The organism is Streptomyces sp. NBC_01267, assembly GCF_036241575.1.
Taxonomy (GTDB): Bacteria; Actinomycetota; Actinomycetes; order Streptomycetales; family Streptomycetaceae; genus Streptomyces.
Genome location: NZ_CP108455.1, coordinates 3,398,049 through 3,409,824, shown reverse-complemented (window position 1 = coordinate 3,409,824; position 11,776 = coordinate 3,398,049). Strand labels below are relative to the sequence as shown.

The 11,776-nt window shown below is 68.1% G+C and carries 14 protein-coding genes; 4 read left to right on the top strand and 10 right to left on the bottom strand.

The features are described from left to right. Positions 1–98: 98 nt before the first annotated feature. Entirely contained in the window at positions 99–458 is a 360-nt protein-coding gene (locus OG709_RS15600; protein ID WP_250301116.1) for a DUF2530 domain-containing protein, read from the bottom strand. 199 nt (positions 459–657) lie between these two features. On the opposite strand from OG709_RS15600, the gene OG709_RS15595 reads away from it, so the two are divergent. Further along, the gene (locus OG709_RS15595) at positions 658–2,109 is read left to right on the top strand and encodes an NCS2 family permease (RefSeq protein WP_250301354.1); all 1,452 of its coding nucleotides are present in this window, start codon (positions 658–660) and stop codon (positions 2,107–2,109) included. Positions 2,110–2,156: 47 nt separating this feature from the next. On the opposite strand, the gene OG709_RS15590 is transcribed toward OG709_RS15595, so the two are convergent. Beyond that, positions 2,157–2,339 carry a BrnA antitoxin family protein gene (locus OG709_RS15590; RefSeq protein WP_250301117.1) on the bottom strand — a complete coding sequence of 61 codons (183 nt, stop codon included), beginning with the start codon at positions 2,337–2,339 and terminating at the stop codon, positions 2,157–2,159. A gap of 134 nt (positions 2,340–2,473) precedes the next feature. Between OG709_RS15590 and OG709_RS15585 the strand changes: the two genes are divergently transcribed. Next, entirely contained in the window at positions 2,474–2,911 is a 438-nt protein-coding gene (locus OG709_RS15585) for a MarR family winged helix-turn-helix transcriptional regulator (protein WP_250301118.1), read from the top strand. 171 nt (positions 2,912–3,082) lie between these two features. Beyond that, positions 3,083–4,411 (top strand): MFS transporter, encoded by a 1,329-nt coding sequence (locus OG709_RS15580; RefSeq protein WP_250301119.1) that lies wholly within the window; start codon positions 3,083–3,085, stop codon positions 4,409–4,411. A gap of 46 nt (positions 4,412–4,457) precedes the next feature. Here OG709_RS15580 and OG709_RS15575 read toward each other — a convergent pair whose 3' ends face one another. From OG709_RS15575 to OG709_RS15560, 4 genes are all read right to left on the bottom strand, one after another. Then, a complete protein-coding gene (locus tag OG709_RS15575) occupies positions 4,458–4,919 on the bottom strand; it encodes a Uma2 family endonuclease (protein ID WP_329169126.1) in 462 nt (153 codons plus the stop codon). Between the two features lie 28 nt (positions 4,920–4,947). Further along, positions 4,948–6,158, bottom strand: a protein-coding gene (locus OG709_RS15570; protein ID WP_266624355.1) for an IS3 family transposase whose coding sequence is annotated in 2 segments (ribosomal slippage) — positions 4,948–5,867 and positions 5,867–6,158 — 1,212 coding nt in all. Because the reading frame shifts where the segments join, the coding sequence is not laid out codon by codon here. 60 nt (positions 6,159–6,218) lie between these two features. Further along, on the bottom strand, positions 6,219–6,353 hold the full coding sequence (locus tag OG709_RS15565) for a hypothetical protein (RefSeq protein WP_443068537.1): 135 nt from the start codon (positions 6,351–6,353) through the stop codon (positions 6,219–6,221). A gap of 103 nt (positions 6,354–6,456) precedes the next feature. Further along, entirely contained in the window at positions 6,457–6,972 is a 516-nt protein-coding gene (locus tag OG709_RS15560) for a GNAT family N-acetyltransferase (protein ID WP_266642354.1), read from the bottom strand. Between the two features lie 18 nt (positions 6,973–6,990). Here OG709_RS15560 and thpR point away from each other — a divergent pair, with 18 nt between their 5' ends. After that, complete coding sequence (gene thpR, locus OG709_RS15555; RefSeq protein WP_326694597.1) at positions 6,991–7,536, top strand: RNA 2',3'-cyclic phosphodiesterase; 546 nt, start codon at positions 6,991–6,993, stop codon at positions 7,534–7,536. Positions 7,537–7,773: 237 nt separating this feature from the next. Here the strand turns inward: thpR and OG709_RS15550 are convergent, their stop codons facing one another. From OG709_RS15550 to OG709_RS15535, 4 genes are all read right to left on the bottom strand, one after another. After that, positions 7,774–8,769: an aldo/keto reductase gene (locus OG709_RS15550; protein ID WP_250301122.1), complete on the bottom strand. Its 996-nt coding sequence runs from the start codon at positions 8,767–8,769 to the stop codon at positions 7,774–7,776. Between the two features lie 142 nt (positions 8,770–8,911). Continuing rightward, on the bottom strand, positions 8,912–9,481 hold the full coding sequence (locus OG709_RS15545) for a hypothetical protein (protein WP_329166567.1): 570 nt from the start codon (positions 9,479–9,481) through the stop codon (positions 8,912–8,914). Between the two features lie 719 nt (positions 9,482–10,200). Continuing rightward, complete coding sequence (locus OG709_RS15540; RefSeq protein ID WP_250301129.1) at positions 10,201–10,842, bottom strand: CatB-related O-acetyltransferase; 642 nt, start codon at positions 10,840–10,842, stop codon at positions 10,201–10,203. Between the two features lie 224 nt (positions 10,843–11,066). After that, entirely contained in the window at positions 11,067–11,768 is a 702-nt protein-coding gene (locus OG709_RS15535) for an SGNH/GDSL hydrolase family protein (protein WP_266642364.1), read from the bottom strand. Between the last annotated feature and the right edge of the window lie 8 nt (positions 11,769–11,776).

Sequence of the window (11,776 nt, the reverse complement as noted above, 5' to 3'; positions counted from 1 at the left end):
CGAAGTGCCCCTTCACCCGGCGAGCGGACGGAAGATCAGACCTCGGGAGGAGACGGATCGTCCTGCCGTTGTACAGACCCGCAGCCGGGTCCAGCCCCTTACGCGGACGCGGCCCCTCCGGCGGCTGTGGATCCGCCGCCGGACGCCGGACCACTGCCGGATGCCGGTCCGCTGCCGGTCGTGGGCCCGCCACCGTCCGTGGAACCGCCGCCACCGGCCGCGGCCCGCTTGAGTGCGGCGTCCCGGCCCCGTACGTACCAGATACCGATCAGCCCGAGACCGGCCCCGGCCGCGCAGGTCCAGAGCCACCACAGGTGCCCGTGGTCGTCGAACCAGCCGTAGAAGGGGAGCTGTACCAGGAAGAGGACGAACCAGAGGATCGTGCCGCCGGTGATCGTGGCGACGACGGGCCCCTCAAGGGGCTCGGGTGCCTCGTGTGTTGGTGTCCACTTCGCCATGGCCGACAGTCTATGCGGGGGTGCGGAGGGGGGACGGATAAAGGCCGTCGGGCCAGGTGGCCCAAGGCTCTACGCGCGGAGATAGCGATCTTCGACTTATGTATTCATACTGAAACGGCTTTCGAATGTCTTGTTCCATTCGTGCAAACGTCCAAATCTGGCCGTTTTTCATCGCCCCATGACAACTGAGGTCACGCGCATGTCCCCCTCGGCCACCGCTCCGGTCGACGCCGTCCCGCCGCCTCCCGGTGGTCAGCCGCAGAGTGCCTTCGACCGTTTCTTCAAGATCTCCGAGCGTGGCTCCAGCGTCGCCCGTGAGGTCCGCGGTGGTTTCGCCACCTTCTTCGCGATGGCCTACATCATCGTGCTGAACCCGATCATCCTGGGCAGCGCGAAGGACCTGTACGGGCACCACCTCGACAGTGGCCAGCTGGTCACCGCCACCGTGCTGACCGCGGCCTTCTCCACTCTCCTGATGGGTGTCATCGGCAATGTGCCGATCGCGCTGGCGGCCGGGCTCGGTGTCAACACCGTCGTCGCGCTCCAGCTCGCGCCCCGGATGAGCTGGCCCGACGCGATGGGCCTGGTCGTGCTGGCCGGCATCGTCGTGATGCTGCTCGTCGCCACCGGGCTGCGGGAGCGCGTGATGAACGCCGTTCCGCTCAGTCTGCGCAAGGGCATCGCCATCGGCATCGGCTTCTTCATCATGCTGATCGGCCTCGTCGACTCGGGCTTCGTCTCCCGCATTCCGGACAAGGCGAACACCACGGTGCCCCTCCAGCTCGGCTCCGACGGCCATCTCCACGGCTGGCCGATCCTGATCTTCGTGATCGGCGCGCTGCTCACGCTCGCGCTGATCATCCGCAAGGTGTCGGGCGCGATCCTGATCTCCATCGTCACCATGACGATCGTGGCGCTGATCGTCAACGCGGTCACCACGGTGCCCAGCTGGGGCCTGACGACGCCGAAGTGGCCGGGCAACCCGGTCGCCTCCCCGGACTTCGGGCTGCTCGGCAAGGTCAGCCTGTTCGGCGGCTTCGACAAGGTCGGGATACTGACCGGCATCCTCTTCGTCTTCACCGTGCTGCTGTCCTGCTTCTTCGACGCGATGGGCACCATCCTCGGTGTCGGCGACGAGGCGAAGCTGATGGACAAGGACGGCAAGTTCCCCGGTATCAACAGGGTGCTGTTCGTCGACGGCGTCGCGGTCGCGGCGGGCGGTGCCACCTCGGCCTCGGCCGGTACCTGCTTCGTGGAGTCCACGGCCGGTGTCGGTGAAGGCGCCCGCACGGGACTGGCGAGCATCGTCACCGGGCTGCTCTTCACGGTGGCGCTGTTCCTCACCCCGGTGGCGACCATGGTGCCCTCGCAGGCGGCGACCCCGGCACTGCTGGCGGTCGGCTTCCTGATCCTGGCGGGCTCCATCAGGGACATCGACTGGACGGACTTCACGCTCGCCGTCCCGGCGTTCCTGGCCATGGTGATGATGCCGTTCACCTACTCGATCACCAACGGCATCGGCATCGGCTTCATCGCCTTCACCGTGCTGCGGATCGCGGCCGGACGCTGGCGCGAGGTGCCGGTCGCGATGTACATCGTGTCGGCGGTCTTCGTCTTCTACTACGCGATGCCCGCGCTGGGGCTCACGTAGAGAGCGGGGCCTCATACAGCCCCCGCTCTCCACCCCGCGGGTCGCCGTCACGTGCGCCCGTAGAACTTCTCTGTCTCGTCGACGGCCGCCTGGAAGCGCTCGTCGAAGTCGTCGCGAATGAGCGTCCGGACCACATAGTCCTGGACGCTCATTCCGCGTTTGGCCGCATGATTCCGGAGCCGGTCGAGCAGCTCACCGTCTATGCGCAGGCTGAGCACGGTCGATCCCATGCCGAACAGGGTCGCGGCACACCGCGGCGCCGCGCGTCACTTTCCTGCCTCGTCTCACTCATATGGGTGACATCGCTCACCGGGAGGCATACCCGGTTGGTCTTTAGCATAGGTAATGAGTTACGCTAACAAACATGCCTGCCCTTCTGCCCGACGACAAGGCTGCGGCCGTCGACTCACTGCGCTCCACGGTGATGCGCCTGAGCCGCCGCCTCAAGCACCAGCGCGTCGACGAGTCACTGAGCCCCACCGAGATGTCGGTGCTCGCGACCCTCGCACGCTGCGGCTCCGCCACCCCGGGGGAGCTGGCCCGCAAGGAGCATGTGCAGCCGCCGTCCATGACCCGCATCGTGGCGCTCCTGGAGGCCAAGGGGCTGGTCAGGCTGGAGCCGCATCCCGACGACCGCCGGCAGAAGGTGGTCAGTCAGACCGAAGAGGCCCAGGCGATGCTCGTGGAGAGCAGGCGCAGGCGCAACGTCTGGCTGGCCGAGCTGGCCGAGGGCCTGGACGAGGAGGAGTGGGCGAAGGTGCTCGCTGCCGCCCCCGTCCTGGAGAAGCTCGCCCAGCTGTAACACCGCAGCACCTGCTGCAACACCGCACCACCAGCTGTAACTCCGCAGCACCTGCTGCAACACCGCACCACCTGCGTGCAACTCCGCACCACCCGCTCGCTGTAGCACCGCACCACCCGTAAGCCCTTTTTGACCCTGTTGATCTTGTCTACGCCCAGGAGGCGACCACTGTTGAGTTCGGGACCCGGAGCAGACTCCGCCCCCGCACCGCAAGAAACCTCTACCCGGACCTCGATGTTCAGCTCGCTGAAGATCCGTAACTACCGGCTCTTCGCCACCGGTGCGGTCGTCTCCAACACCGGTACCTGGATGGCGCGCATCACCCAGGACTGGCTGGTCCTGAGCATCACCGGTTCCTCCGCAGCCGTCGGTATCACCACGGCCATGCAGTTTCTGCCGATGCTGCTGTTCGGCCTGTACGGCGGCGTCATAGCCGACCGCTTCCCGAAGCGGACCCTGCTCTTCTTCACCCAGGGCGCGATGAGCCTGGGCGGTCTCTTCCTCGCCGTACTGACCCTCACCGGTCACGTCGAGGTGTGGCACGTCTACGTCACCGCCTTCTTCACCGGACTCGTCACGGTCGTGGACAACCCGACCCGTCAGTCCTTCGTCTCCGAGATGGTCGGCCCGGACCAGGTCCGTAACGCCGTCAGTCTCAACTCGGCGAACTTCCAGTCCGCCCGCCTCATCGGCCCCGCCGTCGCGAGTGGTCTCACCGCGGCCGTCGGCCCCGGCTGGGCGTTCCTCGCCAACGGCCTCTCATTCCTCGCCCCGCTCACCGGCCTGATGCTGATGCGCACGAGCGAGCTGCACCACACCAAACTCAAGGCCCGGGGCAAGGGGCAGCTGCGCGACGGCCTGAACTACGTCTCCAAGCACCCCGACCTGATCTGGCCGATCGTCCTGGTCGGCTTCGTCGGCACCTTCGGCTTCAACTTCCCGATCTGGCTCAGCGCCTTCGCCAACGACACCTTCCACGGTGGCGTCGGCATGTACGGCCTGTTCAACACCCTGATGGCGGTCGGCTCCCTGGTCGGCGCCCTGCTCGCGGCCCGGCGCGGAACGTCGCGGCTACGGGTGCTCGTCGGCGCCGCGATCGGCTTCGGCCTGCTCCAGGTGGTGGCCGCGTGGATGCCGTCCGTCTGGATCTTCACCCCGCTGATCGTGGTGATCGGCATCCTCGGCCTCACCACGAACGTCACCGCCAACTCGACGGTCCAGATGGGCACCGAACCGGAGATGCGGGGCCGGGTGATGAGCCTCTTCATGATGGTCTTCACCGGCGGTACGCCCCTGGGCGGCCCGCTCTTCGGCTGGCTCACCGATACCTACGGGGTCCGGATCAGCTTCACCCTCGGCGGTGGGATCTGTGCGCTGGCGGCGATGGGCGTCGGCCTGATGCTGGCCCGCGCGGCCAACCTCCGCCTGGAAGTGGACCTCAGGCGCGGACGCCGCCACGTCGCGTTCGTACCGCGCGAGCAGCTGGCCACGGCGGCGTAGGACGTCAGTACGGTGCCGGGCGTCCGATCCGGTCGCAGGCGTCCGGTCAGTCGCGGGGGAAGTCGTCGGTCTCCAGGGTGAGACCGACGACGGTCGCCGTCAGGTCGACGGGATAACCGAAGTCGAACGTCACCAGGCCGTGGTAGCCGTCGTCCTTCGGGAGGGTGTGCAGGTGCCACTTGCCGGTGCAGGGGTCGGCGATGAGATACACGGGGACACCGGCGGTGGCGTACGTCGCCGGCTTCGGGCCGTAGTCGTTGGCCGCGGTGTTCTTGGAGACCACTTCGGCGACGAACTCGATGTCCTGGTAGCGCCAGCGGCCTTTCTCGTCCTTCTCGGCGCTGTCGCAGAGTTTGGCCACATCCGGAGCGAACCCATTCAGATGCCCGGGGAAGTCGATACGGACATCCGAGGTCACCTGGACGCCCATGCCGAATTCGTCCTCCAGCGCTCGCACGATCCTGCGGATGATCTGCCAGTGTGCGTCCGGCTGCGGCGACGTGAAGATGGGCCTTGACCCCGGATGTTGAACACGTCTATGCGGCTTGGGTCAGGGTAGTTGCTGCTGCTTGGACGGCGTTCTCGTAGGCAATCGGAGACCGCTGACCGAGGCGGGAATGCCGGCGCCGGGTGTTGTAGCGGGTCAGCCAGCGGAAGGCGTCGAGCCTGGCCTCACGCTCGCTCGACCAGGCTTTGCGGCCTTTGAGCGTCTCCCTCTTGAAGGCGGCGTTGAAGCTTTCCGCGGCAGCGTTGTCGGCGCTGGACCCGATCGCGCCCATGCTCTGCCGGACCCCAGCTGACCTGCAGAGTTCCGCGAAGGCCCTGCTCGAATATTGAGATCCGTGGTCGGTGTGCATGATCACTCCGGTCAAGTTTCCGCGGGTCCGCTCGGCGGCCGTGAGGGCGTCGATGACGAGTTCTGTCCGCATGTGGTCAGCGATCGCCCACCCGGCGAGCCGACGTGAGGCGAGGTCGATGACGGTCGCGAGGTAGAGCGGCTTCGCGCCGCTGACCGGCAGGTATGTGATGTCGCCGACGTACTTTCTGTTGACTGCGGCCGCGGTGAAGTCACGGCCGATCAGGTCTGGCGCCTTCGCTGCGGTCTGGTCCGCGACGGTGGTGCGGTGCCGGCGGCGCAGACGGACTCCCTCGAGCCCGATGGACCGCATGATCCTCGCGACGCGCTTGTGGTTGACCACCGGGCCGCCCTCGTCGCGGAGTTCTGCGGTGATCCTGGGGGCTCCGTAGGTGCCGTCGGAGTCTTGGTGGACCTTGCGTATCCGGGCCGCGATCCCGGCTTCGACGGTCTGGCGGGCCGCTCTCGCGGATGCGGTGCGGCGCCAATAGTAGAAGCTCGAGCGGGCCAGGCCGAGGATGTCGCAGAGCCGCTTCACGCCGTGTCGGCGCTGGTGATCGTCAACGAACTGGTAGCGGTTCACCAGCGCGTCTCCGTCGCGAAATACCGGGCCGCCTTGCGGAGAATGTCCCGTTCTTCCTCGAGCTCACGGATCCTCTTGCGAGCGGCGGCCAGCTCCGCCTGAACAGCGTCGCCGCCGGTCTGCGAAGCGGCCGGCGGTGCGGAGTGGGCGCCGGGCCGGCGCCCGTCGGCGGCCCGGATCCAGTTCCGCAGCGTCTCGGTGTTCACCCCGAGATCACCGGCGACGGACTTGATCGTCGCTCCCGGCCTCGATCGGTACAACGCGACCGCATCCGCTTTGAACTCGGCGGGGTAATGCTTCATCCCCACGGGGACTCCGTTCTCCTGGACCATCAAGATCCAAGTGTCTCCGGTGTCCAAAACCCAGGGTCAAGGCCCGATGTTCCCCTCGACGATCTCGACCCTGATTCCCTCGGGGGTCGGCTCAAGCCACTCGAACATCATGTCCAGAGTGCGCTCGTCGCTCGTCCCGGCCATCTCGATCCTGTCGTCGACGACGGTCATCGTGGCGCTCTCCCCGCTGCCGCAAGGCTGCGGGCAGTCGCGCGGTACAACGATATGCGCGGAGGCATAGTCACGCCGGGCCGTAGCGGCAGTGGGTCAGAGGTCAGACCCGCCGGGCCAGGATCTGGCCCGGCCAGTCGCCCTCGCTGAAGGCTTCGGTCCGGGTGAAGCCGTTGCGCTCGTAGTACGCGACGAGCGCGCCCCCGCTGCCCGCGTAGCAGTCGACCCGCAGCAGGGAGACGCCCTGCCGGACCGTCTCCGCCGCGGCGTGTTCGAGGAGGGCGCTGCCCACACCCCGGCCCGCGAAGCGGCGGTCGTTGACCAGGAAGTGCACATACACCTCGGGCTCGTCGGCCGGCGCGATCGACGGGCCCGGTGCCGAGGTGAGGATCACGGCCCCGGCCACGGCGCCGTCGATGTCGGCGATCCACAGCGTGCCCCGGTCGAGGTACCCCTGGACCTGCTGCACCGCCTTGGGCCGGGCGGATATCGGCCCGGTGCCCCACTGGCCGTCGCGGCCGTGGGCGACCAGCCAGGCGACCGCCCCGTCCAGCATCGCGAACACCGCGGGGACGTCGTCCGCCCCGCCCTCCCTGATTCTCACCTGGCTGCTCTCCATCCGGACGACACTAGCGTGATGAGACTGTTCGCCGCAGTGCTGCCGCCGGAGCAGGCCGTCAGCCAACTCGCCCTCGTCGTAGAGCCGTTGCACGCCCTTCCGGGGGCCGCCGGGCTCCGCTGGACGGACCGTCCCGGCTGGCACTTCACGCTCGCGTTCCTGGGGGAGGTCGACGACGCCCTGGTCCCCGCCGTCGAGGACCGTCTCGCGCAGGCCGCCCGGGACCACCGTCCCTTCGGGCTCGGCCTGGCCGGTGGCGGGTGCTTCGGGCGGCGGTCGCTGTGGGCGGGGGCCACCGGGGAGGTGGCCGCGATGGCCCGGCTCGCCGCCGCCGCGGAGAGGGCGGCGCGGGACGCGGGGGTCCGTACGGAAGATCCGCACCCCTACGTGCCGCATCTCACCCTCGCCCGCAACGATGCCCGCACCGACCTGCGGCCGTACGCGGAAGCGCTGGACGGGTTCACGAGTACCCCCTGGACCGTGCGGGAGCTGGCTCTCGTACGCAGCGGGGGCAGCCCCCGGTACCAGGTGGTCGCTGCCTGGCCGCTCGGGCCGGGCAAGTAACCTCGCAGCGTGGACCCGAAAACCAGGAACCGGATCATGGCCGGTGCACTCGTGCTGCTGTTCGTCGTCGTCGCCGTGGCGGCTGCCGTCGGTCAGTGACGGCAGCCGCACCGGGGAACCGCCGGGCGGTGATGCACCGGACGGGATCCATCAGGTGGTGATCCACCGCGTGGCGAGCCGGCGCATGGGAAACCAGCGCCTGGGAATCCACCGCATGGGAATCCGCCGCATGGCGAACTACCAGGCGAACGCCTCGGGCGACGGCCCCGGCCCCGGGAAGATCTCGTCGAGCCCGGACAGTACGGCCTCGGGCAGCTCCAGCTCGACCGCGCGCAGCGCCGACTCCAGCTGCTCCTGCGTACGCGGGCCGACGATCGGTCCCGTCACACCCGGACGCGTCAGCAGCCACGCCAGCCCGGCCTCGCCCGGCTGAAGGCCGTGCTTGTCGAGCAGGTCCTCGTACGCCTGGATCTGCGCCCGCACCGTCGGGTTCGCCAGCGCCTCCGCCGATCGCCCCGTCGTGCTGCGCGCGGAGCCGCCCTCGCGCTCCTTGCGGAGCGCGCCGCCGAGCAGCCCGCCGTGCAGCGGGGACCAGGGGATGACCCCGAGGCCGTACTCCTGCGCGGCCGGGATGACCTCCATCTCGGCGCGGCGCTCCATCAGGTTGTAGATGCACTGCTCGCTGACCAGCCCGACCGAACCGCGCCGGGCGGCCAGCTCATTGGCCTGCGCGATCTTGTATCCGGCGAAGTTCGACGAGCCCGCGTAGAGGATCTTGCCCTGCTGGATCAGGACGTCGATCGCCTGCCAGATCTCCTCGAACGGGGTGTTCCGGTCGACGTGGTGGAACTGGTACAGGTCGATGTGGTCCGTCTGGAGCCGCTTCAGCGAGGCCTCGACGGACCGGCGGATGTTGACCGCCGAGAGCTTGTCGTGGTTGGGCCAGGCGTCGCCCTCGGCGGCCATGTTCCCGTACATCTTGGTGGCGAGCACGACCTTGTCGCGCCGCTCACCGCCCTTCGCGAACCAGGTGCCGATGATCTCCTCGGTGCGGCCCTTGTTCTCGCCCCAGCCGTAGACATTGGCGGTGTCGAAGAAGTTGACGCCCGCGGCGAGCGCGGAGTCCATGATCGTGTGACTGTCGGCCTCGGTGGTCTGCGGGCCGAAGTTCATCGTCCCGAGGACCAGTCGGCTGACCTTGAGTCCGGTGCGTCCAAGCTGCGTGTACTCCATGAGGTCCTAGCCAACCCCTTGGAGTGCGCTCGAATCAAGGATGCGCGGGCCATCCGGGGCGCGGTGCGGGAGACGGCCGCCAGCGGAGGGGAAATCCTGAGTCCTCGTCGCCGGCGCTTCTCATGTCGAACAGCCCCCTGGATCAGGGCAGACGGGGTATCAGCGACAGCCATACAGCCATTTCCTCCCGCAGCGGATCAGCCTGGTCGAGATACGCGTCCAGGCCCTTGAGCCCGGTCAGCAGGTTCTTGATCCGGCGCAGACCCAACATGTCGGCCGGGGACGCCGGCCGCCAGCCGACGGCCGCGGAGGCCACCTCGGCAGGAGACCGGCCGATGGTGTGGAGCACGGTCCGTACGAGGTCGGCGGGGTCCCGGTCCCCGCCGGTCGGGCCCGTCCCGAATGTACGGATCATCGCGGCCCGCAGGTACACGGCATCTGTCAGCGCGGCCTGTGCATCGCCTGTGGCAGCTTCCGCCTTCCGGGTCGCTGCCAGCAGGGCGAGGCGGGCCCAGCGGAGCCGGGTCGCGGCGGCTAGGTCGTTCTGACGCATTCTCCCGCTGCCCAGTTCTCTCAATGTCTCCCAGACCTGAGCGCCGACAGCCTGGGGTTCCGACCTTGAGGCCATGGCTTCCATCTCGCCCAGGGGCCGCGCGGAGAGGTCGCCGTCGGGCCAGGAGGCGTTGTCGCCCCAGCCCATCATCTCGGTCACTGGCCCTCGAATCATCCGGCCGCAATACTCGATGCCTGTCGCAGTACTAAGTCGCTGCCGCCCACTCGGCACTATGCACGAGGGTGGGGCCCTCTACCGTATCGGCGCCAGCGGTAAGGATGGCCCAGCGAAGCTCATCACAGGCGAAGAAGGATTCTCCCCAAGTGTCGACCTCGATCCGTACTTTGAGGTCTCCGGAGTGCGTCAGATCCCACCAGGACCACCCCCTGGTCTCAGATTCAGGATCGAACTGGAACAGCCACTCCTGGAGTCTCCAGGGCCCTCCGCCAATGGTCGCGGAATAACGGTCCGCCCCCTGGGTTGCGAATGAGTATTCGTCAGCATGGGCGACCTCCCCGCTGACGGCTGCAAACCATTCAGTGATTGTATCTACAGGTAGTTCATCTTCGTCGAATGACTCAGATTCCGCTACTCCCAGTGCGGCGCCCAATATGGACCGCAGTCGCGGTTCATATTCTTCGGAAGGGGCGCCCAAGGAAACGTCGAACACGCAGAGTGTGGAAGGTGCTGTGTCCGTGGGTGGCCTTCTGGCGAGACGCAGTTTCTCCAGTCCGATGTCTTCAATTTCATGCATCAATTGAGAAGGCGCCTATCTGGTTGTCCCCTTGAGGCGTGCCAACGCTATCTGGAGGATGGCGAGTTCACCATCGCTGGCACAAGGCAAGTGCGCGACCCGCACCGCATCCCGTTCGCCGGCGTCAGCCCGCGGCAGGAGCCGCGGCCTCCAGTTCGTCGATGTTGCCGGACATCAGCGCGCGTACGTGGTCGGTGATGTGTTCGGCGGGCCAGTCCCACCAGGCCAGGGCGAGGAGTCGGGCGATGTCCGGGTCGCTGAAGCGGTGGCGGATGAGGCGGGCCGGGTTGCCTCCGACGATGCCGTAGTCGGGGACGTCGTCGACGACGACCGCGCCGGAGGCGATGATCGCGCCGTGGCCGATCCGGACTCCGGGCATGACCGTGGTGCGGTACCCGAACCAGACGTCGTTGCCGACGACGGTGTCTCCCCGGCCCGGCAGGCCGGTGAGCAGGTCGAAGTGGTCGCCCCAGGAGCCGCCCATGATGGGGAAGGGGAAGGTCGACGGGCCGTCCATCCGGTGGTTCGCGCCGTTCATGATGAACCGCACTCCTTCGCCCAGTGCGCAGTACTTGCCGATGACCAGGCGCTCCGGGCCGTAGTGGTACAGCACGTTGCGGGTCTCGAACGCGGTCGGGTCGTCGGGGTCGTCGTAGTACGAGAAGTCCCCCACCTCGACCAGCGGGGACGTCACCAGGGGCTTGAGGAGCACCACTCGTGGCTGGCCGGGCATCGGGTGGATGGTGTTCGGGTCGGGAGCGGGCATGGGTCCTTCTCTCGGTGCGTGCGGCGCGTATGGCGTGTATGGCGTGTGCGGTGCGTGCGGTGCATGCGGTGCGTGCGGTGCATGCGGTGCGTGCGGTGCGTGCGGTGCATGCGGTGCGTGTTGCGGTACTTCGGCTCTTGGGGTGGGGGCACGGGGTGCCGTGAGGCTCGTAACCGGTGTGTGCTGTAAGGGAGGTCGCCCGCGCGTCGGGGCAGTGCCCACGCTCACACGAGGTGCACGCCAGGCCGCCCGTCCGGGCGTGCCCGGTACCGCCCGCCCACGCCCCACGCCTGGTGCAGCGCGTCGGCGAAGGCGCCCGCCAGCTTGTGCTCGCCGCTCGCGTTCGGGTGTGTGCCGTCGTACGTGTCCTGGTGGATGTCGTACGACTCCGGGCGCGAGGCCAGCAGCAGCGGTGATGCCGGGGTGTCGAGGTCCGCGACCGTTTTCGCCAGCAGCACGTTGAACCGGGCCACCTCCGCCGCGAAGGGTGCGTCCGTCTCGGCCCGGACGTTCGGGATCACCGGGAGGATCACGGCCTGCACCCGGGGGTTGGCCGCGCGGGCCTCCGCCAGGAAGGTGCGGACGTTGCGGGCGGTCTGGTCGGCGTCCGTGTAGAAGCCGAGGTCTATCAGGCCCAGCGAGATCAGCAGCAGGTCGGCGCGGTGGGTCCGTACCGTCTCGCGGATCACCGGGGCCATGTGCTGCCAGCCCTCGCCCCAGCCCGCCAGATGGCGACGTGCCTCGGCCGGGAAGGCGGGGTCGGCGTAGGCGGTGCTCGACTCGTAGAGCTCGGTGCGGGGGCCGACCGTCTCGTATCCGACGCCGGGGGACGCGCCCAGGTGCTGCCACATGCGGTAGCGCCAGGTGTAGTCGCCGGCGCGGCCTATGGTCATCGAATCACCGACGAACATCATCCTCGGACGCATCCCGTCAT

Coding starts and splice junctions, on each gene's coding strand:
- OG709_RS15600 (WP_250301116.1), bottom strand. CDS start 458: ATGGCGAAGTGGACACCAACACACGAGGCACCCGAGCCCCTTGAGGGG.
- OG709_RS15595 (WP_250301354.1), top strand. CDS start 658: ATGTCCCCCTCGGCCACCGCTCCGGTCGACGCCGTCCCGCCGCCTCCC.
- OG709_RS15590 (WP_250301117.1), bottom strand. CDS start 2,339: ATGGGATCGACCGTGCTCAGCCTGCGCATAGACGGTGAGCTGCTCGAC.
- OG709_RS15585 (WP_250301118.1), top strand. CDS start 2,474: ATGCCTGCCCTTCTGCCCGACGACAAGGCTGCGGCCGTCGACTCACTG.
- OG709_RS15565 (WP_443068537.1), bottom strand. CDS start 6,353: ATGACCGTCGTCGACGACAGGATCGAGATGGCCGGGACGAGCGACGAG.
- OG709_RS15560 (WP_266642354.1), bottom strand. CDS start 6,972: ATGGAGAGCAGCCAGGTGAGAATCAGGGAGGGCGGGGCGGACGACGTC.
- thpR (WP_326694597.1), top strand. CDS start 6,991: ATGAGACTGTTCGCCGCAGTGCTGCCGCCGGAGCAGGCCGTCAGCCAA.
- OG709_RS15550 (WP_250301122.1), bottom strand. CDS start 8,769: ATGGAGTACACGCAGCTTGGACGCACCGGACTCAAGGTCAGCCGACTG.
- OG709_RS15540 (WP_250301129.1), bottom strand. CDS start 10,842: ATGCCCGCTCCCGACCCGAACACCATCCACCCGATGCCCGGCCAGCCA.
- OG709_RS15535 (WP_266642364.1), bottom strand. CDS start 11,768: ATGCGTCCGAGGATGATGTTCGTCGGTGATTCGATGACCATAGGCCGC.